The sequence below is a fragment of the Frankia sp. ACN1ag genome (assembly GCF_001414035.1).
GTDB classification, from domain to species: Bacteria; Actinomycetota; Actinomycetes; order Frankiales; family Frankiaceae; genus Frankia; species Frankia torreyi.
The window spans coordinates 179,050-204,265 of record NZ_LJPA01000003.1 but is presented as its reverse complement, the minus strand read 5'-3'; the positions used below and the strand labels follow the sequence as shown (position 1 = coordinate 204,265).

At 72.3% G+C, this 25,216-nt stretch carries 16 protein-coding genes and 3 pseudogenes; 5 read left to right on the top strand and 14 right to left on the bottom strand.

Translation table 11 applies throughout. The annotated features are described in order from the left end of the window. Positions 1 to 133: 133 nt before the first annotated feature. Positions 134 to 1,251: hypothetical protein (locus tag UK82_RS03530; protein WP_236705462.1), on the top strand; the 1,118-nt coding region annotated here is incomplete at its 5' end. Between the two features lie 66 nt (positions 1,252 to 1,317). Continuing rightward, positions 1,318 to 1,992 (top strand): O-methyltransferase, encoded by a 675-nt coding sequence (locus tag UK82_RS03525; protein WP_044883385.1) that lies wholly within the window; start codon positions 1,318 to 1,320, stop codon positions 1,990 to 1,992. A 161-nt stretch (positions 1,993 to 2,153) separates the two neighbouring features. Here UK82_RS03525 and UK82_RS03520 read toward each other — a convergent pair whose 3' ends face one another. From UK82_RS03520 to UK82_RS03480, 12 genes and pseudogenes are all read right to left on the bottom strand, one after another. Further along, on the bottom strand, positions 2,154 to 3,713 hold the full coding sequence (locus UK82_RS03520) for a Wzz/FepE/Etk N-terminal domain-containing protein (protein WP_044883384.1): 1,560 nt from the start codon (positions 3,711 to 3,713) through the stop codon (positions 2,154 to 2,156). A gap of 234 nt (positions 3,714 to 3,947) precedes the next feature. Further along, complete coding sequence (locus UK82_RS03515; protein WP_236705461.1) at positions 3,948 to 6,374, bottom strand: hypothetical protein; 2,427 nt, start codon at positions 6,372 to 6,374, stop codon at positions 3,948 to 3,950. 1,711 nt (positions 6,375 to 8,085) lie between these two features. After that, complete coding sequence (locus UK82_RS03510) at positions 8,086 to 9,405, bottom strand: class I SAM-dependent methyltransferase (protein ID WP_044883382.1); 1,320 nt, start codon at positions 9,403 to 9,405, stop codon at positions 8,086 to 8,088. A 292-nt stretch (positions 9,406 to 9,697) separates the two neighbouring features. After that, positions 9,698 to 10,237 carry a dTDP-4-dehydrorhamnose 3,5-epimerase family protein gene (locus tag UK82_RS03505; protein ID WP_044883381.1) on the bottom strand — a complete coding sequence of 180 codons (540 nt, stop codon included), beginning with the start codon at positions 10,235 to 10,237 and terminating at the stop codon, positions 9,698 to 9,700. After that, positions 10,234 to 10,484, bottom strand: a pseudogene (locus UK82_RS41950) (NAD-dependent dehydratase); the annotation flags it as partial. The pseudogene UK82_RS41950 and the gene UK82_RS03505, both read right to left, overlap by 4 nt. Before the next feature lies 1 nt (position 10,485). Next, positions 10,486 to 11,262 (bottom strand): SDR family oxidoreductase (locus UK82_RS03500; RefSeq protein WP_236705460.1); only part of this gene is annotated, 777 nt, incomplete at its 3' end. 1,961 nt (positions 11,263 to 13,223) lie between these two features. Further along, positions 13,224 to 14,318, bottom strand: a pseudogene (locus UK82_RS35420) (hypothetical protein); the annotation flags it as partial. 45 nt (positions 14,319 to 14,363) lie between these two features. Next, positions 14,364 to 14,450: pseudogene (locus tag UK82_RS42260) on the bottom strand (hypothetical protein); the annotation flags it as partial. Between the two features lies 1 nt (position 14,451). Beyond that, positions 14,452 to 14,609: DUF4062 domain-containing protein (locus UK82_RS42255; RefSeq protein ID WP_396230447.1), on the bottom strand; the 158-nt coding region annotated here is incomplete at its 3' end. A 363-nt stretch (positions 14,610 to 14,972) separates the two neighbouring features. Then, positions 14,973 to 15,620, bottom strand: coding sequence for a serine O-acetyltransferase (locus UK82_RS03490; RefSeq protein ID WP_236705458.1), 648 nt, complete (start codon positions 15,618 to 15,620; stop codon positions 14,973 to 14,975). Next, positions 15,610 to 15,846: an acyl carrier protein gene (locus UK82_RS03485; protein WP_044883496.1), complete on the bottom strand. Its 237-nt coding sequence runs from the start codon at positions 15,844 to 15,846 to the stop codon at positions 15,610 to 15,612. The genes UK82_RS03490 and UK82_RS03485 overlap by 11 nt, the downstream gene beginning before the upstream one ends. A 5-nt stretch (positions 15,847 to 15,851) precedes the next feature. Next, positions 15,852 to 17,963 (bottom strand): HAD family hydrolase, encoded by a 2,112-nt coding sequence (locus UK82_RS03480; RefSeq protein WP_055406278.1) that lies wholly within the window; start codon positions 17,961 to 17,963, stop codon positions 15,852 to 15,854. A gap of 560 nt (positions 17,964 to 18,523) precedes the next feature. On the opposite strand from UK82_RS03480, the gene UK82_RS03475 reads away from it, so the two are divergent. Next, on the top strand, positions 18,524 to 20,152 hold the full coding sequence (locus UK82_RS03475) for a S8 family serine peptidase (protein WP_236705457.1): 1,629 nt from the start codon (positions 18,524 to 18,526) through the stop codon (positions 20,150 to 20,152). 9 nt (positions 20,153 to 20,161) lie between these two features. After that, positions 20,162 to 21,451: a tyrosine--tRNA ligase gene (gene tyrS / locus UK82_RS03470; protein WP_044883377.1), complete on the top strand. Its 1,290-nt coding sequence runs from the start codon at positions 20,162 to 20,164 to the stop codon at positions 21,449 to 21,451. Between the two features lie 40 nt (positions 21,452 to 21,491). Here the strand turns inward: tyrS and UK82_RS03465 are convergent, their stop codons facing one another. Further along, positions 21,492 to 22,403 (bottom strand): glycosyltransferase, encoded by a 912-nt coding sequence (locus UK82_RS03465; RefSeq protein ID WP_044883495.1) that lies wholly within the window; start codon positions 22,401 to 22,403, stop codon positions 21,492 to 21,494. A gap of 85 nt (positions 22,404 to 22,488) precedes the next feature. Next, positions 22,489 to 23,721, bottom strand: coding sequence for a glycosyltransferase family 2 protein (locus tag UK82_RS03460; protein WP_044883376.1), 1,233 nt, complete (start codon positions 23,719 to 23,721; stop codon positions 22,489 to 22,491). A gap of 285 nt (positions 23,722 to 24,006) precedes the next feature. Between UK82_RS03460 and UK82_RS03455 the strand changes: the two genes are divergently transcribed. Beyond that, the gene (locus tag UK82_RS03455) at positions 24,007 to 25,215 is read left to right on the top strand and encodes a glycosyltransferase (protein ID WP_044883494.1); all 1,209 of its coding nucleotides are present in this window, start codon (positions 24,007 to 24,009) and stop codon (positions 25,213 to 25,215) included. Position 25,216 lies beyond the last annotated feature (1 nt).

The following is a 25,216-nucleotide window of genomic DNA, read 5'->3' as shown; positions in this document are numbered from 1 at the left end:
ACCATTCTGCTGTTCTTCGAGATCTTCTTCCAGCGGATCGCCATTCCCGTCGGCGGCTCACAGGTCCAGGTGATCCTGCCGATCACCTACGTGTGCGCGGCGATCATGGTCCGGCGTGGCGGCCTGAGCCGGNACTCGGGCCGGATGACCGGCTACCTGGTGGCGATGACGGCGTGCTCGCTGTCGGCGCTCGTCTCCTTCCTGCGGCAGAAGGACAGCACGTCCCTGACGTCGCTGTTGCTGCTGCTGGCGACGTATGTCCCGTTCGTCTTCGGCCTGCGTCCCGCCGACGCCCGGGCGCTGCTGCCCCGGCTGCTCGACCGCTTCCTCATCATGATCACGGTGCTGGCCGGGCTGGCCCTGTTCCAGTTCGCGATTCAGCTTGTCGGCGTTCCGTACACCGACGTGGTCAAGGACGTCGTGCCGTCGAACTTCCTGATGCACGGCTTCAACACTTCCTACCCGGTCCAGTACGGATCGTCGCTGTACAAGTCGAACGCCTTCGTCTGTCTGGAGGCGTCGTTCTGCTCGCAGTTCCTGGGCTTCGGCATCGTGGTCTGCGTCCTGCGCAACGGCGGCTGGTGGCGGCTGTTCATGTTCGTGCTGGCGATTCTCAGCACCGTTTCCGGCACCGGCCTGCTGCTGCTGGCCTTCGCGGGTGTGCTGCTGGCCGTCCACAAGGGCGCCAAGTTCGCGTTCACCGCCCTGGTCGGCGTGGGCCTCATCGCCCTGGTCATCAGCTTCACCCCGGCGTCGAGCATCTTCGCGGCCCGGGCGACGGAGACGTCCTCGTCGACCTCCAGCGGCAGCCTGCGCTTCGTCCAGCCCTACCAGCGCACCTGGGACGCGCTCGGCAGCGATCCGGCGACGGTCGTGTTCGGCTCCGGCGCGGGCTTCGCCGACCGCGACGCCGGCGAGTTCTTCCGCCGCACCGGTCTGCCGCTGAACTACGCGCTCGTGCCGAAGCTCGTCCTCGAGTACGGGGTTCTCGGCACGGTGACGTTCCTCAGCTTCATCGTGGCGATGTTCGTGCGTGGCTCGCAGTCGTTCGTGCTCTCCGGGTCGGTGTTGATCTTCTACACTGTGCTGTCCGGCGGCCTGCTGGCCCCGGTCGTCACCGGCCTGGGCCTGCTGCTCGTCGGCTGGTTCACGGTCGCGCCGGAGGAGTCGCTCCGGCTGGCGGACGATCCCGGGCCAGCGCCGCCGAGCCCCTCGCCCCCCGCGCAGCGCAGGTCCTTCGCGGGCATCTGAGACCGCCTCGCCGGGCCCCGGCCGGGCGCCCGGCGCCCACGCTGGCGACCATGGAGGTGCCCACCGGTGGACGACCTGGTGCAGAACTGGCGAGCCGTCGACGACTATCTCGTCGACACCCTCGTCGACGATGACGACACGCTGCGGCAGGCGCGGGCCGCGAGCCACGCGGCCGGGCTGCCGCCGATCGAGGTCGCGCCGAACCAGGGCGCCTTCCTCGCCCTGCTCGTCCGCCTGGTCTCCGGCCGACGGGTGCTGGAGGTGGGCACCCTCGGCGGATACTCGACGATCTGGCTCGGGCGGGCCGTCGGACCGACCGGCCGGGTGGTCACCCTGGAGGTCGATCCCCATCACGCCGAGGTGGCCCGGGGCAACCTGGAGCGCGCCGGCCTCGGCGCCGTCGCGCAGGTCGTGCTCGGTCCCGCCGTCGACTCGCTCGACGCGCTGATCGCGGCCCAACCCGAGCCGTTCGACCTCGTGTTCATCGACGCGGACAAGCAGAACAACGCGCGCTACCTCGCCGCCGCGCTGCGCCTGACCCGCCCCGGCAGCGCGATCGTGATCGACAATGTGGTGCGCCGCGGGGCGGTCGTCGACCCCGACAGCGCGGACCCCGACGTCCAGGGGACCAGGGCCGTGCTGGACCTGGTGGGGGCGGAGCCGCGGCTGACGGCGACCGCGCTGCAGACGGTGGGCAGCAAGGGCTGGGACGGCTTCGTCCTCGCACTCGTGCGCGCGTAGAGCCGGGCCGGGCCGCGGCCGCGGAACGGCTCGGCCCTCGCAGAACGGCGACGGCCCCGCTCGACGCGCAGGGCGCGAGGAGCGGGGCCGTCTGTCGCTCTGGCTGTCTGCCGGCCGCCGTGGGCGGCCCGGCCGGCAAGGGCGGGGCGAGGGCCGGGTTGTTACCGGGCGGGACGGGCGTAGCGGTCGGTGGCCTCCGGATCCATGCCGCCGCGCTTGCTCGGCGGACCTTCGCCGCCCACCGGGGAGTTCGACGTGATCGTGTCGACCGAGGAGCGACGCTCCGGGGCGGCGTTGCCGGTCGCCCGGCGGATGCCGGTCCGGCCGTCGTGGACGACGCCCACGACGCGCTCGGCGAGCGCCGGCCAGTCCCGCGGCACCTGCTCCAGCTCCTTGAGGTGCGTCTCGGTGGACGTGATGACCACGACCGCGTCGGCCTGGATCGCCGACGCCGCGGTCATCGGCAGCTCGGCCAGCGCCGAGGTGACCAGGATGACCAGGTCGACGACGGGCGCGCGGTCGGCGAGGATCGGCGCGAGGCCGCCGGGGCGCGCCGCCCGGGCCGGCGAGACGCGGTTGTACAGGATGTGCCCGCGGCCGGTGCCGGACGAGCGGGCGAGGCAGGTGGGCTCGTGCGCCCAGCGGGGCAGCTCCCCGGAGGTCGCCCGCGGCAGCCCCTCCAGCGACGCCCGCACCTCCGACGACGGGGAGGTGTCGAGGATCAGCACGACGCCCTGGTCGTCCGACCAGGCCGCGGCGACGGAGGAGACGAGGTCGGCGGCGAGGTCCCCGCGCGACGCCGGGGTGAACGCCACCACCTTGCTCGTCGGCGACATCACCGCCGACATTGCCGAGACGAGCGTCTCGGCCGCGCTCGCGGTCGTGCGCCCCGGCTCCAGCGCGGCGATCAGCGGCACGCCGAGGGTGTCCGACGGGTTGTGCGGGTCGAGGATCGTCGGCCGCCGCTGGTACATGATCCAGATAGCGGCGATGGAGCCGAGCAGGCCCACGATCACCGCGACGAGGACGTTGCGCAGCAGGTTGGGACCGCCCTGACCGTCGGCGACCGGCGGCTCTGCCAGCTTCACCGCGGAGCTACCCAGCACCGCCGCAGTCTCCGCCGCAGCGATCTTGGTGTTGAGGTCCTGGATCTGCGCGGTGCGCACACCGACGTCATTGGCTGTCCCCGCAGCCGAACCCTGCCCCTCAGTGACGAGCCGGTCGCGCAGATTTTTCAGCGCGGTCACCGACTCCTGGCTGTTGGGGCCATAATTCGTCAGCAGCGTGCTGTAGGCCGTCTCGGCGGACTTGACCAGGGAGTTCGCCGCCTCCTGCGACGGCCCCTTGCCCTTGATGACGAAGAAGTAGCCCGCGTCCGACGGGGACGTGCTCAGCCGGCTCGACACGTCCGACTCGGACAGTTTGAGGTCCTTCGCGATCACCGCCACCGCTGCCGAGGACTGGGCGAACTGCGCCTGGGTCTGGACGAAGCGGGTCGCGTCGACCGAGCTCGCCCCCAGGGTGCCCGAGTCGGTGGAGAGGAAGACCCGCGCGCTCGACGCGTAGGTGGCCGACTGCGCCTTGGAGTAGATGGCCGCCAGCGCCGCGAAGATCACAACCACGATCACGATGATCAGCAGCCGCGGCTGGATGATGCGGAACAACGAGGGAGCGGACGGGGCCCGGCTGGTCTCGCCACCCGCCTGTGCGTTGCGGCTCATGACGTGCCCGCCTCGGACTCAGGACGGGCGGACCGGGCCCGCACGCGGATCGGAGAGCCGGCGAGCTGACGCACCGACACCTCCAGCAGGACGTGAAGCGGACTCAAAGTGGCCCCCCACAGGAGCATCCGGCCCGATTGCCGGACCACGGTCTAGATCTGACGAACCGATTTGTGAGCATAGCCGATAGCGGATAGTAAACGGTCATAGCTATGACTGACGCCGTGATGGCGCTCAGGTGTCGCCCCTGCCACGCCGCGGGCCGGTTCCGCGACGATGACCGTCGCGCTGACCTCCCCGGGCGAGACCCCTACCGTCCACATCATCCACCGACCCGATACCGCGCTCGGATTCACCCGACTTCCCCCGCGGCGAGGGACGGTCACGATCCGTGCGGACCGGCCGCGGTCGCGGAAGTTCCCGTCGTAACTCTTCCGGGACGTCAGATTTCCGAACTTTTGTCGAGTTATTTCCATCCCGTCGTTTTGCACTGGACCTATCACGCCGCGCCGAACCTTCGGGCAACTCCCACCCGCCGGTCATTTCCACCTCGTCGAACGCACCGGCGACCGGGCGACCGCCGGCCGGCCGCCGCCCCCCGGACGAACGTTGGTCCTGGCGTGATCGTCCCCGTTCCGGCGACCAACCACCCGCGGTGCCGGGACCGGCGCCGCCGCGCGGCGCCCCGGCCGACACCGGCTCGGGCGGCCTCGCCCCCCGGTCCGACCATCCCGCGCGGCCGCCTCTCCCCTCCCCCGGCCGGGGCCGCCGCGACCCGCGCCCACGAGCGCCACCACCACTGCCGGATTTGCCGGCGCGCGGACGCACCGGATCGACGGCGGTTCCCGGCTCGCCCTGCGCCGCGCGCAGCGCCGCCTGCTCGGCGTCGTGTTCGCGCCCGAGCCGACGGAGCAGAACGAACCACACCGGAGCAATAGCCCAAAAAGCAATGTTGAATCCGATCACCGCGCCGCGGGCCTCGCCGAGAACCGCCCCGAGGATGGGAAATCCGAGCAGCATCGGGGCGAAGGCCGCGTTCAGCCTAAAAGTGATCTTGGTCTTACCGAGCGCGTAGACCATGCAGGCCGGTCCCACCGGGACCGCCGCCGCGAGATAGTGCAGGATCGACAGGCCCAGGATGCCCTTCGTCCCCTCCCAGGTGTCGCCCAGCAGAGCCTGGCCATAGCGCTCCGGCAGGAAGTAGAAGATCAGGCTCCAGGCCGCGCCGATCGCGAGGACCAGCCCGGACAGCGCGTACGCCGCCCGCTCACGGGCGTGCACGTTCATCGAGGTCCGCTTGGAGAACTCGGGTAGCGCGAAGCTGACCACCCCGACCCCGACCACGGTGGTCGGACCGAGCAGCGTCCGCGCGCCCTGCAGGGCACCGATCGTCGACAGCGACCCGACCGCCCCGATCGCCAGCATCGACGTCTGCAGGGCGCCTTGGACCGTGATGAACTCCGCCGCCAGGTACGTCGAGTCCGTCCTGTTCTCCGCCAGCCACCGCCTGGTCGCCCCGGGCGACGGCCAGAAGCCGGCCTGGACGATGCCGATGAGGGCGGCGACCAGGGCCGAGGCTCCCCAGGCCAGCAGCAGCGGGGACGACTCGGTCACCCCACGGTGGACGAGCAGCCAGATCCCGAGCAGCTGGACGACGGCCCACACGAGGTCGTTGAGGAACGCGCCGAACGGCCGCCCCATGGCGAAGAAGACGTACCGCCAGGCGTCCTGCAGGAGCAGGCCGGGCAGCACGAAGCCCATCGCCATCAGCGACGATCCGACCGGCCCGCCGACGGCAAGGCCGACGCCGACGAACCCGACCCCGATCCCGATCCCGAAGACGAACGACGAGCCGGTCGTGGCCGAGGCGGCCGACCGGAACGACGACGGCGTCGCGCCCGAGTAGTGCATGCTCAGCGGCATGCAGGTCGCGCCACGAGACAACCCGATCACAATGGCGAACAGCGTGTAGGCGATCCCGAACGCGCCATACTCGACATCGCTGACCTGGCGCGCGATGAGAAACGAGATCGCGGCGTTCGTCGCGCTGGAGATGGCCTGGTCGGCGAGGGTCCAGATCGCCTTCGAGCGAGTGCTGGGGCCGCCCCCGCCGGGGCCGGCCCCCCGCTCGGGATCGTCAACCTCGCCAGGATCGCCGTCGACGCGGCGGGTCCGGTCGGCACGGCGGCCATGGTCGGCACGGCGGCCACGGTCGTCGACCACCCCGCCGACGTCGGCCCGGCGCCGCGCCGTACCGCCCGCCCGGCCGCCACGCCGATCGATGAGCCCGGTGTCCAGAGCGTCGGCGAGGCCCTCGTAGGCCGCGCCGCTGCCCGACGGATCGGACCGGCCGCCGGGACGCGGCTGGCCGGGCAATGACCCGCGCGAGACCACCTGGGTGGACTCCACGTCCGCGGGGGCGGCTCGGCGGCGGCGCCGGTGCGAGCGGGGCGCGGGATCCTCGACCCGGGCGATGATCTCGGTCTGTTCGACGCGGAGGCGGTGCTGCAGGGCGCTCAGGTCGATCGTCGAGGTGATCGTGTGGGGCAGCGGGCTACCGCCCGGCAACCGGCGCAGCCCCGGCAGCGCCGAGGTCTCCGGCGAACTCGGCCCCGCACCCGCACCGCCCCCGGCCTCGCCTGGCCCCGGCTGCGACCTCACCCCTGGACCTGCGGCGGGACGTGGGCCTGCGGCTGCGGCTCCGCCGGGGCCGGGGCCTGGGCCCGGGTCTGGGCCGGGGGCCGGATAGGTAGATCCGAACCCGGGCAGGCTGCCGCCCACCTCGGGACCGCCGGCCTCGACGGATCGGATGGAAGCCCGCGGCGCCGTGCTGACCGCGATCCAACCCAGACCGGCGGACTCCGCCGACGTCCGCGTTCCCGGCGCAGGCCGCGAACCATCTCGCATGTCCGGACCCAGCGGCACACCAGGACCCGACGGCACACCAGGACCCGACGGCACACCAGGACCCGACGGCACGCCAGGACCCGACGGCGCACGGCCTTCCCTCGGCCCACGCGGACCCGAGGGGGTGCGGGGCCCTGACGGCCCAGCGGAGGCCGGCGGGACGGATCGCACCCCGGGTTCCACGGTGATCGGCGAGGGCATCTGCCCCCCGGGGGGACCCTCGGGGAGCGCCGGGGTGAGCCCCGGCAGCACGGCGGGGGGCCGTTCGGGTGGTGTGGCGGCCGGACCCGGACGTGCAGCCCCCACGCCCGGCCGGGACGATACGGTCCAGCCGGGCTGCGAGAACCCGGTCCTGCCGGGCGAGGTCGGGTTCCGGCCTCCCGGGACCTGTCCCTGCGGAGTCTGGCCCGGCGGAAGCTGGCCCGGCCTGACGTAGTCCGATCTGGCCTGGCTTCCCGCGGCGTGGCCTGCTGGCGTCTGGCCCGCCGGCGTCGGACCTGCGGGGGCCTGGCCCACCGGGCCGCGGGCTGTCGGCGATGGTCCGGTGGGAACGCGTCCCACGATCGGCGCCTGACCCGCCGGGTAGCCGGCCGGCGGTGACGTCGGGACGCGGCCCGCCGTGGGAATCCGCCCCCGCCGGGACCCATCCGGCGGCGACGGGCGACCAGGGGAGGTGCCCGATCCGGCGGGGTAGCCACCCGGCGACATCGGTGGCCGGTGATCCGTGGCAGGGGGCCCAACCGTCGGGTGGCCGGCGGGCGGCGTCCGATGGGCGGCGGGCGGCGGTGTCGCAGCCCGGTCCGGAGGCCCGGCGCCGGACGTCGGGGCCGGGGGTGCGGTCGGGGTTCGACGGGGGTCGGGCGGACCGCTCAGCGGTTGCCCCCCACCAGGCTGTTGCCCCTGACCAGGCGGCGGAGGCCGCGTTCCGGACCCGGTGGACTGGGGACGCGGCGGCGCGGGCTGCTGGCCCGGCCAGGCCGGTACGCCGGGCGCCGGCTCGGACGTACCGGGGTGCCCCGGGGGCTGACCCCACGGTCCGGCGCCGGGGCCGGGTTGTCGGTGAACCGGAGGCGCAGGGTGAACCGGAGACGCCGGGAGAGCCGGAGACGCCGGGAGAGCCGGAGACGCCGGGAGAGGCGCAGGCGCGGCCCAGGTCTCCGGCGGGATCACCGAGGACACCTCGAAGCCGATGAACGCCGAATCGTAGGCGCGCGCGGGGCTGCTCTGGCCGCCGGCCACCGGAGATCCGTCCGGCGCCGGCGCGCCCGGCCGGGGGGCGTGGGGGGTCTGCTCGACGGAGTGCGGGTCCTCGGGCGGCGGATCCTCGGGCCAGCCCGAGGCCCGCAGATCCAGATCGATGTCCGTCATGCTCGCTCTCCCGACCGACGACGCCGGCCCGGCGCCCGCGACCCGGATGGCCGCGGGCGGAGATGACGACGACCCCATTCCACGATGCAGGACCCGCCTACAGCACGACCGGCCGGGGTACCGGCACGATGAAGGAACCGCCGCGCGCGGCGTACTCCTCCTGCTGGGCGATGATCTCCTTCTTCACGTTCCAGGCCAGCAGCAGCAGGTAGTCGGGCTGGCGCTCCAGCAGGACGGCGGGGTCGAGGATCGGCAGCCGCGCCCCGGGGATGTACTTGCCCTGCTTGTGGACGTTGCGGTCGACCACGAAGTCGATGAGGTCCGTGGTGATGCCGCTGGAGTTCAGCAGCGTCGCACCCTTGGCCGCGGCGCCGTAGGCGGCGACCGTCTTCCCCTCGGCTCGCAGCGACTGCAGCAGGGCGACCAGCTCCTCCTGCACGGCGCGTACGTCGTCACCGAAGGTGGCGTACCGCGCGAACGAGTCGAGGCCCGCGGCCCGCTCGGCGCCGAGCACGGCCGCGACCGACTCGGCCGGCTCGGCGGCCACGGCGTGCTGCATGCTCCAGCGCAGCGTCCCGCCGTGCAGCTCGGGAAACTCCTGGACGCCGACGAGCGCCAGACCGTGGCGGCGCATGAGGGCGTCCACCGCGATGGTGGAGAAGTAGCAGAAGTGCTCGTGGTAGACCGTGTCGAACTCGGTGTGGGCCAGCAGGGCGCCCACGCCGGGGTTCTCGACGTCGACGAGCCCGCCGTCGGCGAGCAGGATCGAGAAGCCCTCGACGAAGCTGTTGAGGTCGGGGACGTGGGCCATCACGTTGTTCGCGATGATCACGTCGGCCCGCAGGCCCTCCGCGACAAGCTGGCGGGCCAGGTCCGCGCCGAAGAACTCCTCGCGGGTCGGCACGCCGGCCTCGCGGGCGGCGGCGGCCGGACCCGGCGTCGGCTCGATGCCGAGCACCGGGATGCCCCGCTCGACGAACGCCTTGAGCAGGTAGCCGTCGTTGCTGGCGACCTCGACGACCAGGCTGTCCGGGCCGAGGTTGCGGCTGGCGATCAGGTCGATGACATGCTTCTCGGCGTGCCGGACGAGCATGTCCGAAAACGACGAGAAGTACGGGTAGTCCTCGTCGAAGATCTCCGACGCGGGCAGCTCGTGGGTGAGCTGGACCAGCGCGCAGGACTCGCAGAAGCCGACCTCGAGCGGGAACGACGGGTCGGTGGCGTCGAGGGCGTCGGCGCGCACCAGGCGGTTCGCGATGGGCGTCGACCCCAGGGAGAGGAACAGCCGCGGGGCGGCCCCGCCGCAGGACCGGCACGCGGTGACCGGCGTGGCGATGCCGCCGGAGGTGGCCGGCGACTGGTTCGCGTCGGCCGCGACGGTTCCGCTACCGCCCTGGGCCGGGTTTCCGGATGACATGCGCTCCCCTTGGTGAGATGTCGGCATCGATCTGCCCGCGTCGGTGCCGGCTACACGGCCCGGCGGGCCGGACGCGGGTGTGCCGCTCGGCCCAGCGAGCCGAGCGGTGTGGTGACCGCACATCCGCCGCGGGGATGTGACAGTCCGAAGCAATCTGATCGTCACGGCACCAGGGTCAGGGGCCGTGTTGCCCTCCGGGTCGCGAGGGCACCACCCACGTTCCCGCCGGCGTTGAGTTTCGCAGGCACCGAAAGCGATNGGACAACGGGGGGTGGCGGCAACGACAACGGANTCAGGCCGGGACGCCCGTGAGCAGCGGCCAGGCCCGGTCCTTGTCGGAGATCACCGACACCGGCAGCGGCCAGGCGATGCCCAGGCGCGGGTCGTCGAAGCGCAGCCCGCGATCGTGTCCCGGGGTGAAGGGAACGTTCATCTGGTACGTCGCCTCGGTGGCGTCGGCCAGCGTCTGGTAGCCGTGCGCGAGCCCCGCGTCGATGAACAACGCCCGGTGGTTGTCGGCGGACAGCTCGACCGCGACGTGGCGCAGGTACGTCGGCGAGTCCGGCCGGGGGTCGACCACGACGTCGAGCAGCGCGCCGCGGGTGCAGCGGACCAACTTGGTCTCGCGCACGGGTTCGCCAGCCCAGTGCATCCCGCGGATCGTGCCGGCCGTGGCGTTGTAGGCCACGCTGCACTGGGCGACCTCGACGGCGAGCCCCGCGGCGGCGAACTCCTCGGCACAGAACGTCCGAGCGAACAGGCCCCGGGCGTCGGTGAACGCCTCGACGTCGACGATCGTCACCCCGGCGATCGCCGTCGGGGTGACGATCACGGATGCGCCCAGAACAGGTCGGCGTCGAGCTGGCCGGTGCCGATCAGGTACTGGAGCTGCTTGAGTCGGGTGTGCCCGCGGCCGGTGAAGGTCTCCGGGTCGAGCTGGATACGGCTGAAGACCTCGTGGAGCTGCTGGGCGCCGCGCAGCGCGTTCCAGTCGCAGGAGAATCCGGGCAGGGTGCTCGCGATCTTGTCGAAGGACACCCGGTAGCTGCGGTTGTCACCGCCGTTGTCGCCGAAGCTCANCTTGCACCCGGTGAAGACGCTGGCGACCGCGTCGGCGATCTCCTTGACCTGGTAGTTCTGCTCGCTGTCACCCACGTTGAAGATCTGGTTGTGGACGACGTCGCGCGGCGCGGTCAGCGCGAGGCGGATCGCCTTCGCGATGTCGAGGCCGTGGACCAGCGGACGCCAGGGGGTGCCGTCCGAGGTCATCGCGATCTCGCCGGTCGTCCAGGCGACGCCGGCGAGGTTGTTCAGCACGATGTCGAACCGCTGCCGCGGCGAGGCGCCGTAGGCGGTGGCGTTGCGCAGGAAGGTCGGCGAGAAGAAGTCGTCGGCCAGCGGGGCGACGTCGCGCTCCACGTAGACCTTGCACTCGGCGTACGGGGTCTGCGGGTTGACCGGCGAGGTCTCCGTGACGTCCTCGCCGGTCGCCACGCCGTAGACGCTGCACGAGGACATGTAGACGAACCGTTCGACGCCGGCCTGCTTGGCGAGGTTCGCCAGCCGCACCGAGCCGAGGTGGTTGACCTTGTACGTGACGTCTGGCGCGAGCGCGCCGAGCGGGTCGTTGGACAGCTCGGCCATGTGCACCACGGCGTCGACGCCCGCGAGGTCGGCGACGGTGAGGTGGCGCAGGTCCTTGTCGAGGGTCAGCGGGGTCCGGTCCGTCCCGCGGTACAGCCAGCCGTACTTGTAGTAACCGGTGTCCACGCCGATGACCTCGTGGCCATCGCGCATCAGCTCGGGCGCGAGCAGGCACCCCAGGTACCCCTCCGTGCCCGTCACGAGCACCTTCATCCGCGAGTCCTCTCCATGTCGGCCGCGGGGTGGCCCGATCGGGCCAGACGGTCCGGTCTCAAACCGTACCGACTCGGTCCCGCCCCCCGGCCGCCGACATCCCGCGGCCTCCGCACAGGCCACCTAGTCGACGCACCGCGACACCAGACGCGAAAGCCCGGTCATTCACCGTCACTGTGAACGGACCGACCGATGGCCACCCGGGGAGCGGTCGGACCTCGTCAGCCCTGACTGTCGTCCTGACGGCGTAGATCGCGGATGGCTGCCGCGGCGCGTAGTTCCCAGTCGGGCGGCGGGTCGGCCGCGGGGTCGTAGGGGGACAGGCGGGGGATCTCGGCGCCCAAGGTGTGCAGCAGCTCCGTCGCGCGGTTCAGTTCGTGGCGGTGGACGTGGGGTTCGCCGTCTGCCCAGGCATACCGGTAGGCGGCGAGGGCGTGCCTGGTCGCCTGGCCGGTGTCGCCGATGGCGTGCCACAGACGCGCGAGGTGGAGGTGCGCGGGCCGGCGGAGCGCGGCCAGGCGTTCGGCGTCGGCGCGGGGGTTCGTGAGCTGGCCGAGGTGGAGACGGGCCAGGGCGAGCAGGGTTTCAGCGTGGGCTTCGGGGATGCCGGCTTCGCGGGCCATGCGCACGGCTTCGCCGAGACTGTCTGCTGCGGCCGCCCACTGGCCGNGGTCCGCCAGCCACCACCCACGCAGCCGGTACAGCTCGCGGACATTCTCACGGCTGCGGCCGGCCGTCGCAATCTGCTCGGCCTGCCCCAGGTCGTCCTCCGTGAGAGTGCCCTGCTCGAACAGGAAGTAGGCACGCAGTAGCTCGGCGCTCCCGGGTCTGTACCTCGACCGGGCCCAGTCGCGACCCATCGGGTCGAGAGCCTCCCACATGCGCTCGGCATCATCCATACGTCCGGAATCTACATATATATTGTAAAGGCCTAGTCGCCCGAGGAACAAATCCTCACCGTCGAGACATTCAGNCAGCTCGAGAGCGAGAGAAAAAAGGCGCTCGCCAGCCGCGAGGCGGTTCTGGCCATAAATACCCATTCCACAGTTGCTTATCGCATTACGCAAGCTATTCCAGTTCTGCCGGTCAAGGTTGATATCCAAACCGACTCTGCCAGCGGCGAACGCCTGGCGGTACTCTCCGAGGATACTGAGCGCGTAGCCCGCGTTGGAGACCAGAAAACTCTGGGCCGTCGCGTCCAGATCGGGGGACGGAGTGTTCCAGCCATGGACAAAGAAGGGGCGTACTAAAGATAGTATCTCAGTGTACGCCTCCAGATTGAAGGCGAGGGCGTGTGTCAGGTCGCCCAGGTATGCGTCGTAGGCTTCGGAGATCCGGCCCATTCGCAGGAGGGTACGGACGACGGTCAGGCCATCCTGTAGATCGTCAAGAGATTCGGCTTCCCCGTAAGGGATGTGGGGACGGGCGGAGAAGTAGTCCACGACGCGTTGGCCAAGGTGGTCACGGTCGTGGGTGGGGAGCCTGCCGGCGGCGACGGAGCGCACCACCGGGTGCAGGTCGTACCGGCGGGTGCGCCGATCGAACTGCAGCAGCCCGCGTTTTTCCAGGTCCACCACGGTGTCGGCGAGTCGTCGCGCGGCCGAGAGACGTTCCGGGGCTCGCTCCCACGTGCTCAGGGCTTGCAGGTATGCCTGGTACTCCTCCATCGCCGCCGCGTGTGCCACCCGCGCGGCGGCGCGGTCCTCCGCCGACCTGTACTCCCAGTCCCAATCGTCTTCGGGCTTCGACGGCGTGGGGACGGCGTCGGGTTTAACCGGCAGGTGGGGGTTGAGCGCGTTGATGGTGTCGTAGTCGGTGGCTTCGGACAGCAGGGCGAGCATGGACAACAGTTGTCGACCCGGGTCGGGAAGTGCGTCGATGGCCGCGTGCAGGATGTGGTTGCGTTTGCCGACGAGATCGAGGTCCCCGACGTCGAGGCGGCCCCCGTGGTCGGGGTCGGNGGCCCAGCGGTCGAACTGGCCGCGCGCGGGCAGATAGTGGGTGACGAGACCGGCGACGATGCCGGTCACGAGTGGATGGCAGTCGCAGTGCCGCTGCAGGTAGGTGCGGATGGTGCCCGAGTCGCCGTCGACTCCGAAGGACCGCAGCAGGGCTTCCGCGTCGGCTGGCCGGAGTCCGGGCAGCGGCTCGTGTCGGACACCGGGGATCGGTTGGCCGGCGGGGCCGAGCAGAACCGACGGCACCAGCCGTGAGGTCATGAGGATCTTCGACGGACCGGGGGCGGCGAGCCCGCGCAGCAGCTCGTCGTCGAGGGGACGGATCGCCGCGCAGGGGTCGCGGTCGGCGATCGTGTCGCTGGTGCCGGCGTCTTCGTCGGCGAGCTGGGCGGCATCCTGGCGGTGGTAGTGGACGAGGACTCGTTCGAGGCCGTCGAGGACCAGCAGCCACGGCCTGCTCTGGAGCTGGCGGAGCAGCAGGTCGGTGAGGTCGGGCTGTTTGAGGTTCCTGAAGTCGTCCAGCGGCCGGCCGGTGGTGTAGGCGAGGGCCCGGCGGCAGAAGTCGGCCATCACCGCCCCCTTCTCGTAGAAGGAGTACCAGAATCGCCCCGCCCAGTCTCCGCGGACATCAGTAGCGTGGCCGAAGACCCATTCCCACGTCAGCGCGCTCTTTCCGGTGCCGCCGATCGCGTCGAACAGCAGGATCGGGTACGGATCCGCGGGTGCCGCCCAGTCGGTCAGGGTCTCCAGTTGGGCCACCCGCCCGACGAACCGCTGCCGACCGATATAGGGAGGCTCGGCGTAAAGCTGCGGCGAGGCGGGGATACCATCGCGCTCCCGCCGGCCGGCCCGATTCGCCCCGGCGGCGGGCCCGGGGGCAGCCCCGGTGTCGCGCGCGTCGAGGACACGGCGCAGCGCAGCGACCGACTGCGTGACCGCGACCGTGAAATCCTCGAGACTGTCGAACTCCCGGTACACCCGGTGCACGAGAGAGTCGTCACTCGCGCGCTTCACCTCGTCGCGGAACTCCGCCAGTTTTCGGCGTTTCTCCGGGTCCAGCTCCACCGCCGTCTCCGGCACCGGATGCCTTTCGCTCATGATGAAGATCAGCGTTGGCCGGCCGAGGCGGCGCGCCTCCCGGAACTCCAGCTCGGTCAGCGACAGACCCCGCGGATTACCTGCGATCCTGGGGACCTGCCCGTAGCTGCGTCCAACGATGCCCACATAGGCNGCCGCGTCCCGGACCTTCTGCAACGAGGAATCCACCACGGTGACCTCGGGCAGCGCCGAGTCCTGCTCCATCGCAACCGGGTGCAGCCCCTGCCCGTCAATCGCCCGGATCGCGGCGGCACGGTGCTGCTCCAGATCTCGGTAGGTACTCGAGACCATCACCCCGTGGAACCGGCGCGGCGTCGTCGAAGGTTCAGCCGCCGAAGGTTCAGGCGCCGAAGGTTCAGGCGCCGAAGGTTCACCGGTCACGGCACGACCCGGCCCGTACACGTGCCTGTCCCCCATGCCCTGGGAGTATGTCACCCAGCGCTTCGGGCGGAATCGCGTCGCGTCCGGGCTCCGGCTATTGCGATCTCAGTGTTCCGCGGAACCGCGAATCACGTCCAACCCCAACCACATACCGGTGATCTTGGTGTTCCGCGGAACCGCGCCATGCGCCCGGCCCCCACCACAGCTCAGTGATCTTGATGTTCCGCGGAACCGGGCTGCTTGTCCGAGCGGCGGCCGGCCGAAGTGCGGTGGTCAGCGGGTGGGGGGCTTCATGATCCGGGCCGGGGCGGCGAAGACAGTGGAGCCGGCAGGGACGTCCGCCATGACGATCGAGCCGGGGCCGATGCGGGCGTCGTCGCCGATGGTGATCGCGCCGAGAAGGTGGACGCCGGGGGCGAGCTCGACCCGGGCCCCGACCTTCGGCACGTCCCGCGGCGACGCCGAGCCGCCGGCGTAGCCGATGGTCAGGTTGTGCCGCAGGGTGCAGTCGTCGCCGATCTCGCAGAACGGCGGGATCAGGATCGTCTGGTGATGGCCGATGAGGACCCGCCGGCCGAGGCGGGCCTGCTCGGACAGCTCGACCCCGTAGAGGTTACGGATGACGAGGTTGTTGAGCACCTTGTAGACCACCGTGAGCGCGGCGCGCAGCGGCTGGCGCCGGGTGCGCCGCCACTGCCCGAGGCGGTAGACGGCGAGCACGTGCAGGCCCGGATGGGCGAGCGAGCCGTAATGCCGCCGGAAGTCCTCCCGCAGGATCTCCCGCAGGCCCAGCTCGGACGCCTCCCGATGGTCCGCCTCCGCGGCGGACGGGGCGGTCGCGGCGGACGGGGCGGTGACGTCGTCCGCTGGGGCGATCGGCGGGGCGGGTGACCCGATCGCGGGGCCGGCCTCAGTGGACACCGCTGAGCTCCTCGATGTGCTCGCGCATGTCACCGACGGTGGCGAAGCTGGCGAGCCGGTCGTCGGCGATCTGGATCGAGAACTCCCGCTCGACGGCGTAGATCAGGTTGATGTGCGCGAGCGAGTCCCAGCCGGGCACGTCCTCGGCGGTCATCGTGTCGGAGACGAGGAGGCCGTCGTCGCTGAAGATCTCCCGAAAGATCTGCTGGAGTCGGTCCTGCACCATCACCTTTACACCTCTTCCATCCTGCGGTCCTGCGGCCGCGTCTGGGCGAACACGTGGGTGGACAGCTCGGCGGGCGGCACACCCGGCCGGTCGGCCCCGTTCGGGTCGACGCCGGCCGCCGCCGCGACGACGCGCATCAGGGCGGGCGGCGCATACGGCGCGTCCGCGGCACGGGACCAGTGGATCGTGCCCGGCTCGGACGGATCGTCCGGCGCGTCCATCCGGGTGAAGCCGAGGCGTTCGTAGAGGTCCGCGACCAGGGCGTTCTTCGGTGACGGGCGGTACTCGCCGACGACCCGGGCGAGCCCGCGCCGGCGCGCCTCGGCAAGGATCAGCCCGGCGACCTCGTCCTCCAGGGTCCGGCCGATCACCCGGCAGCTCATCAGCCAGGTGTCGACGGCCAGGGCGTCGCCCGCCTCGACCGCGATGACCACGGCGACGAGGCCGTGGTCGGCGAACCGATCGGCGAGGCGGACGCAGAGCACGGCCGTGCCGGGGTCGGCGGCCAGCCGGGCGATCTCGTCGGCGCTCCGGCGGCGCCCGGTCAGGTTGAACTGGTTGGTCTTGCCGACGAGCTGCGCGACCCGGGGCAGGGTCAGCTCGTCGAGCGGAACGACGGTGGCCGTCATGTCCAGCCCCCGGTGGAACTCCGCCAGCGAGGGGGCCGCGGCCTCGGCGGCGGCGAGTTCGGCCCGGGCCCGGTAGGTCGCCGTCCGCGCGGCGTCCTCCGCGGTGAGCGCCGCCGTCTCGAAGAACGGGTAGTCGGCCAGCGCCCGGACGTAGCCGTGCGGGTCGGCGGGCAGCGCGAGGACGTCGACCTCGCCGACGAGCTGGCGCACCGCCTCGCGCTCGGCCGGATTGTCGTCGACGAAGACGAGGGCGTCGAGGCCGAGGCCGAGGGTGGCGGCGATCCGGCGCACCTGGGTCGGCTTGTCGTCCCAGCAGGCGCTGAACATCGCGATGTCGTCGAGGCGCAGCCGCATGCCGGGGTGGCGCTCGAACGCCTCCCGCGCGTCGGCGTCGTTGTTCTTGGAGCAGACGGCGAGCACGACGCCGCGGTCCTTCAGCTCGACGACGTAGTCCTGGAAGGCGGCGAAGGCCTCGCCGACGGCGCCGTCGCCGAGCGCGATGCCGGCGAGCCCCTCCTCCCCCAGCACGCCGCCCCACAGGGTGTTGTCGAGGTCGAGGACCAGGCACTTGCGGCTGACCCCGAGCTGCGCGCCGATCACCGCCGCGGTGTGCCGGGCGAGCAGCGGTACCTGCGCGAGCGACACCGCCTGCTTGGAGCGATGCCAGTAGCGCGCGTCGAACCAGGCCCGCTTGCCGACGTCGGCAGCGAGGCGCTCGCAGTCGACCAGGCCGACCCCGTCGCCGGCGGCGCGGCCGAGCTCGGCGTTGACCCGGGCGAGCAGGGTCGGGCGGGCGCCCCCGGTACGCAGCGCCAGATGCCCGAGGGCGACCTCGCCGGGCACCGCGAAGGTGTGCTGGACGACCCGGGCGCCGCAGCGAGCGCGGATCGTCTCCCACAGCGCCGTCCAGCGGCGCACCTCGGCGGCGACCGCGGCGTCCGGCCCATCCCCGACGGCCGGCCCATCCCCGACGGCCGGCCCATCCCCGACGGCCGGCAGGGCCGCCTCGCCGGCGTGCACGGCGAGCACGACCACGTCCGGCGCGAAGCGGTACAGCCCGCTGCCGGGATCGAGGATCTCCTGGCGGTACTGCCCGTAGCCGCACTCGTAGGTCTCGATGGCGACGCCCGCCCGCGCGGCCGCGAGCGGCAGCAGCGCCGCGAACTGGGACGTCGTGTAGCTGCCGAGGACGGCGACCCGGGCCGAGCGCGGCAGCGGCGCGACGGCGGGCAGGCAGCGGCGCAGCACGCCGGCCGCCGCCGACCAGGCGCCGAGGTCGCCGTCGGTGTCGGTGAGCGCCAGCGCCCAGCGCACCGCCCCGTCCGGGTCTCCGGCGCGCTCGTGGGCGACGGCGAGGTCGCGGCACAGCGCGGCGGTCGGGATCTCGCTCGCGGCGGCGAGCGCGGTCAGCTCGGCGATGCGTCCGTCGCGCGGCGGCGCCGGCCGGTCAGGCCCAACCCCCACGCCGGTATCCCCACTTTCGGTCATCCCTGTGGCCCCTCTCGTGGCGGCCCGTCACGGCCACCGCATCCGACCGCCCAAACTCTACCCTCACGTGAGAGTTGGTTCGAACGGAACGGCGGGGACGGGCGGCGGGGATATCGACCGGATATCCACGGCGGCCGCGGCCGCAGCGGCAACAGGAACACCACGGATTTTCCGCACAAAATCCGGCATCCTTCGCGACTCGGGGCGGTCCACCGAGGCGGACGCAACGGCGCCGAGCCGCCGCGACGACCGACCGCCACAGTCAACACACAACTGTAATTGTCACATTACACATTGTAGTATCCGTTCCGCTGCAGTGGCGCCACCCCACCGTGTCCGACACCTCGGCGCGTCTCGGACCCGGACTCGAGACGCGCCGAGGGTTGCGCCCTACCAGGTCAACAGGGGCGTATCTGTTTACTTCTCGACAACGGCCCGCATAGGGCCGGCAATATGGAAAACTGCCTCACACGGCGACGCCGACCGCGCCTTTCCACCCGGCCACCCGTGATCCCCCTCAGCGCGCCCAGTGGCACGTCCCGGGAGGCAGGACCCCCCTCATGCAGCACCGCGCTATGCCCCGCGGCCCCGGTGGGACGGTGCCCCGCGGCCCCACCAGGACGGTCGTGCCGCGCCGTGCCCTCCGGGCGGTGCCGGCCGTACTGGCGCTGCTGGTGGTGTCCGTCCTCGATGGGCCGCTGCTCGCCGTGGCCACACCCGCCGTGGCCGCACCCGCCGTGGCCGCACCCGCCGGCGTCGTTCCCGCCCCCGTCGCCCCCGCGCAGGGCTCGCAGTGGTACCACGCGGTGCTCGGACTCGCCCAGGCGCAGCAGATCAGCGAGGGCGCCGGGACGGTGGTCGCGGTCATCGACGGCGGGGTCGACGCCGGCCACCCCAAGCTGCAGGGCCAGGTCCTGCCCGGCGCCGGCGTCGGGCCGGGGGCGGCTTCCGACGGGTGGCGCGACGACGATCCCGACGGCCACGGCACGGCCATGGCGGGCCTGATCGCGGGGCGCAACGACAACGGCCGGCCCGAGGTACGCGGCATCGCCCCGGCCGCCCGGATCCTGCCCATCTCGACCGGCGCCGAGGCCGACTCGACGGAGGTCGCCCGCGGCATCCACCGAGCCGTCGACCTCGGCGCGGACGTCATCAACCTCTCCCTCGGCTCGGCCGGCGCCGCGACCCCCGACGAGCGGGAGGCGGTGGCCTACGCCTTCGCCCACGATGTGGTCGTGGTCGCCTCCGCCGGCAACGTGGAGACCGGCGACAGTGAGATCAACTCGCCGGCGAACATCCCGGGTGTCGTCGCCGTGACCGGCTCGACCGCGCGGGGCGACTTCTGGCGCGGCTCGTCCCGCGGAACGCGGGCCGTCATCGCCGCCCCGGCCCCGGGCATCCGGGCGCCGGTGCCGACGAGGGTCTCCCCGGACGGCCTGGACACCGGCGCCGGCACCTCGAACTCGGCCGCGATCGTCTCGGGCGTGGTCGCGCTCATCCGGTCGGCCCGGCCCGACCTGGACGCGCCCAACGTCATCGAGCGGCTCATCTACACCGCGCGGGACGCCGGGGCGCCGGGACGCGACGTCGAGTTCGGTTTCGGCATCGTCGACCCCGCCGCGGCGCTGACCAAACCGGTGCCGGTCGTCGCCGCCAACCCCCTGCTGGCCACCCCGACTCGCTGGGGCACGGCCGGCCAGGCACCCGCCGGCGCGGACCCCACCGACGCCGAGTCGGGCTCCGGCCTCTCCGGCCTCTCCGGCGGCGCGGACGGCGCGGACGGCTCCGCCGGATCCGGTCCGAACGGCGACGGTGGCCTCGGCTCGCAGGCCGCCGCATCGGTGGTGCCGCCGACGGCGGCCGGTGCGCGGGCGGAACCAGCGGACGGCGCGGCCACGCCGCCGGGCCTGACCGCCGGCCGCCCCACCGGCCCCACCGGCCCCGCGGGCGGCCCCGGCCCCGGGCACGGGGCGGCCTCGGGTGGCGGGCAGGGGCAGGACCGGGACGGCGGCTCGGTGGCGGCGGCCGGCGCCGGCGGCCCGGGTGGACATCCCGGCATCCTGTCCGCGCTGGCCTGGGTCGGCGGGCTGGCCCTCGCCGTCTGGCTGGGCGGCCTGCTCGGTGTGGGCGCGCACCTGCTGTCCGCCCGGCGAACCACGACGCACGAGGGCCCGCGCGGCCACTCCTAACATGGCCATATGACACACGCGCTCCTGGACGAGCTGTCCTGGCGTGGACTCATCCACGACAGCACCGATCCCGCCGAACTACGGGACCACCTCGACAGCGGCGGGCGGCGTTGCTACATCGGTTTCGACCCGACCGCCCCGTCGCTGACCATCGGCAACCTGCTGCCCATCACGCTGCTGATCCGGGCGGCGCGGGCCGGGCTCGGCGCCGTCACCCTGTTCGGGGGCGGCACCGGCCTGATCGGCGATCCGTCCGGCAAGTCCGTCGAGCGCAGCCTGCTCACCGTCGAGGACGTGCGGGCCAACGTGGCGCGCCACCGCGAGATCATGGAGACGATCTTCGGGCGGGCGTTGGCCGCCGAGGAGATCCCGGCCTTCGTCGACAACGGCGACTGGCTGGGCGGGCTCGGCATGATCGAGTTCCTGCGGGACGTCGGCAAGCACTTCCCCGTCACCGAGATGATCAGGCGCGACTCGGTCCGCCGCCGCCTCGACGACCCCGATGTCGGCCTGACCTACACCGAGTTCAGCTACTCGCTGCTGCAGGCGTACGACTTCCGCCGGCTGTGCGAGGACCATGGCGTGACGCTCCAGATGGGGGCGTCGGACCAGTGGGGCAACATCGTCGCCGGGATCGACTACGTGCGCCGGGTGCTGCGCACGCAGGTGCACGGGCTGACCTGCCCGCTGCTGCTGCGCGCGGACGGCACGAAGTTCGGCAAGTCGGAGAAGGGCGCGGTGTGGCTGACGGCCGACCGCACCTCGCCATACACGCTGTACCAGTTCCTGATCAATCTGTCCGACGACGAGGCACGCCGGTTCGCGCTGTTCTTCTCGCTCACCGACCGCGAGCCGCTGGAGCGGCTGTTCGCCGAGCACGCCGAGGCGCCCGGCCGCCGCGCGCTGCAACGCCATCTCGCCCGGGAGATGACCGGGCTCATGCACGGCCAGCCCGCCGTCGACGCCGCCGAGGCGGCGTCCGCGGCGCTGTTCAGCGGCGACGTGAAGGCGATCGGGGCGGACCTGATCTCGGACGTCTTCGCCGACGTGCCCACGGTCACCGAGCCGCTGGCCCGGCTCGCGGCCGACGGCGGCTGGCCCGTCGTCGACCTCCTGCTCGCCACCGGCCTGGCCAGCAGCCGCCGCGACGCCCGCGAGCACCTCGGCAACCGTGCCGTGCTCGTCAACGGCGACCGGATCGACGCCGAGGCGACCGTGACCGAGAAGGACCTGCTGCACGGTTCCGTCATCCTCGTCCGCCGCGGCCGCCGCGAGTGGCGGGTCGCCCGCTTCACCTGAGCGCCCGCCTCGCCCGGCCCCAGCCACGCCGGGCGGGGCCTCAGGGGGCGGGCGGACCGACGAGCAGCCCCTTGATGTAGGCGGCGTGCTCGTCGGCCACCGCCTTCTTGCCACGGGCACGGGAGAGCACCGTGCGCCCGGCGTACCCGGCCACGAGCATCGAGCGCATCACGTTCACCCGGGCCGGAGCGTTGTGTTTGCGCAGGTAGCGGACCATGGACGCGCCGCGCATCTGGAGCATCCAGGTCTTGCCCGCGCCGCTGCCGCCGGCTCCGTGCGGCACCAGCAGATCGGTGTGCAGCTGCTGGCGCAGGCCGGCCTCGCGGATCGCCCGGCCGAGCGCCATGTCCTCGTTGTAGACGTAGAACGTCTCGTCGAAGCCGCCCAGGTCGAGGAACGTGGCGCGGCGCACGGCCATGCAGGCGCCGGTCAGCCACTCGGGGTTCATCGGCCGACCGGGGGTCGGGCGCGCGAACAGCGCCGAGGTCGGGGCCACCTTGTGCGCGCCGAGGACGTGCAGCAGCACCCGGCGGGGCGTCGGCTCCCACCCACCGTTGCCGAGCTCGGGCTTGTCGTCGTGGCCCTTCATCGTCGCCGCGCTGGTGACCAGCTCCGGATCGGCGATGAGGTCGTCGACGAGCACGTCGATGACGTCGACGGTGGGCCGGCTGTCCGGGTTGCCGAGGACGATGTAGTCGTACCTGGACGAGCGGATGCCCATGTTCGCGGCCTTCGCGAAGCCCTTGCCGCCACCGGAGTCGAGGTAGCGGCTGTTCGGTCGGTCCGCGAGCAGCTCGTCGACCCGGTCGGCGCCCTTCGCGTTGTCGATGACCACCACCGGCATGTCCAGCGGCAGCGTCGCGAACAGCCCCTCGAGCTGCTCCCGGCTGTGGTAGCTGACCAGCACGAGCTCGTACTGCCACGTGGACCGCTTGGCTTGCTCGACCGACACGGCGGCACGCTCCTCACTGCGTGTGTTCACGCGAACTTCCGATGCACCGTTCGGCCCGGCTGCCGAGGGTGCTGCGATTCTCGACTCAACCGCCGGCCGAGGTCAGCGCGCTGGACGGGCTGGACGGGCTGGACGGGCTCGCCGGGTCGGCTCCGGCCGGCGCACCGGCACCGGACGGCGGGGCGACCGGCTGGCGATCCGGCTTCGGCCACACGGCCGGGCGGTCCCGGGCGGCGAAGCGGCGCACTCCGCCGAGCGCGACGGCCTGCAGGAAGAACACCTGCGCGACCAGCCGGCTGGGCCCCGGCGGCGTCCGCCCGGTCATCAGGGCGGCGGCGCTCGCGGCGCCGGCGGCGTTGCCGGCCAGGAACACCCGGGCGGCCCAGCTGTGCCGGGCGGCCGGGACGGCCATGACGACGAGGACGACGTGGGCCATCGGCCCGAACGACGAGCGGACCAGCCGATGCCCCCACAGTTGCGGGGTGACCGGCAACGCGCCCGGCACCAGCGCCGCCCGGCGGCGCCAGAGCATGTCCAGGTTGCCGGCGACGATCCGGGTCCGCCGCTCCCACTCACCGGTGTAGTCCGGGGCCGCCGACTCGATCGAGTACGCCTCGGGCTCGTAGACGACCCGCAGCCCGCCCTCGAGGATGTCGAGGGCCAGCCAGGCGTCGTCGACCGCCGTGTCGGCGGGCAGCGGCCGGAACGCCTGTCGGCGGAAGGCCAGCATCTCGCCGACGACGCCGATCGTCGCGCCGGTCGCCGACTCGCAGCGCTTCAGCCACGACTCGAACTTCCAGTAGAAGCCCTGGGCGCCGTCGGGGTCGTCGACCTGCTTCTCCCCCGCGACCGCGCCGACGGTCTCGTCGGTGAAGTGACGGGCGGCAGCGCGCAGCGCGCCGGGGGCGAGCACCGCGTTCGCGTCGGTGAGCACGACGATCTCGTGGGAGGCGGCGGCGACGCCGCGGTTGACCGCGCGGGCCTTGCCCAGCCGCTCCCCCGAGGACAGCACTCGCACACCCGGCCGGCGCGAGGCCTCCGCCGTCTCCGGATCGTCCGCGACGACGATGACCTCCATCGGCCCGGGATAGTCCGCGCCGGCCAGCTCATCCAGTTTCGTGCCAATAACCGCGGATTCCCGGTACGCGGAGACGACAACACTCAGGCCCGGCCAGATCTCAGGGTCCGGCGGTGTCGTCGGTTCCAGGCCACGGCTGCGCAGTCCGATATAAACCGGATACAGAACGTGACCGTAAACAGTTGCGGCTCCGAGCGCCGCGACGGCGGCTCCTCGACCGATGGTCCGGACACCTGTCATGACAGTAACCGTAGCGTTCCATCGGAACGCCACGGCGAACGGCTCCTGGCCCGTCGAATCACGCGATTGACCTCATGACGCTGCGCGGCCGTGATGCCCGGACCCGACCTGCGCGGCAGTCCGGCGCGGCCGCGATCCGCCGATGAGGGCCACAGGAAACCGCCCGGTTTATTCACCGCTACTCGACACCATCGTGACCACCCGGCCACGCGTCGCATTCCTCGCCCGAGCGACCGGGCGGACCCTCCCCCATGCGGGTGAACCCGAGTCGTTACAGTGGGACCGGTGAGCGACTCCACGCGCTGGATCGTCGTTGTCGAGGAACCGTTTCTCCCGGCGGACGCCGGCGGCCGGGTGGAGACATTCAGCTTCCTCACCGCGGCCTCCGCGGCCGGTATTCGGATGCAGATCCTGGTTCCCTCGCGGGAGGATCTGGACATCGCCGCCTACGAGGAGGCGGTTCCCGGTTCGGCGGTCATCCGACTGCCCCGGGACGACAGCCCGCGCGCCCACCTGACGCCGAAGCCGTTCATGCACGCCTCTCGACCGGTCGGGCCGCTGCGCCGCGCGTTGGAGTCCACGCCCCCGCGCGCCGACGCCGTGATCAGTTACAGCTGCCGATCGTCGCATCTCGGCGAGGAGATCGCCCGGATCTGGAAGCTGCCGCACCTGGTGCGCGCGCACAACGTCGACTCGGAGTTCTTCCGGGTGCTCGCCCGCAGCAGCTCCGGCCCCCGGGCCGTGGCCTACGAGCTGGAGTACCACAAGCTACGCCTGGCCGAACTCGCGATGCACCATTCCCCCCTGGTCACCTGCATCGCCGACATCTCGTTGGAAGACCACGAGTGGCGGCGCACCCGGGCAAGCGTGCCCACGTTCCACCTGCCACCGTTCCTGCCCGTGGGGGCGCTGCGGGCGACCGCCTCCACCGAGCCGGCCGCGGCGGCCGCCGCGGCCGTGGCCGGCGACCAGCGGCTGATCTTCGTCGGTTCGCTGGACACCCCGACGAACATCGAGGCGCTGCGCTGGTTCCTCGGGGGATGCTGGCCGATGATCCGGGTCCGCCATCCGAAGGCCACCTTCCAGGTGGTGGGGCGGCGTCCGGAGGACGGCCTGGCCGCGTGGCTCGCCGGTTTCGAGGGCGTCGAGCTGCACACCGACGTACCGAGCGTCGCCGGCTACCTCACCGCGGCGACGCTGTCGGTGAACCCGATGCGCTCCGGCTCGGGCGTGAACATCAAGGCCATCGAGGCGATGGCGACCGCCACCCCGGTGGTGAGCACCCCGACCGGCAGCCGCGGGTTGGACTGGGCCCCCGGCACCGACCTGCTGGTCGCCGAGGAGCCGGGCGCCTTCGCCGCTGCCGCGTGCGAGCTGCTGGACAACCCGGTGCGGGCGGCCGAGATCGGCCTCGCCGGCCGGGCCTTCGTCCGCCGGGAGCTCGACCACGCGGCGCTGATCGGCCGCATCCAGGAGCACCTGACGCCGTCCTGAC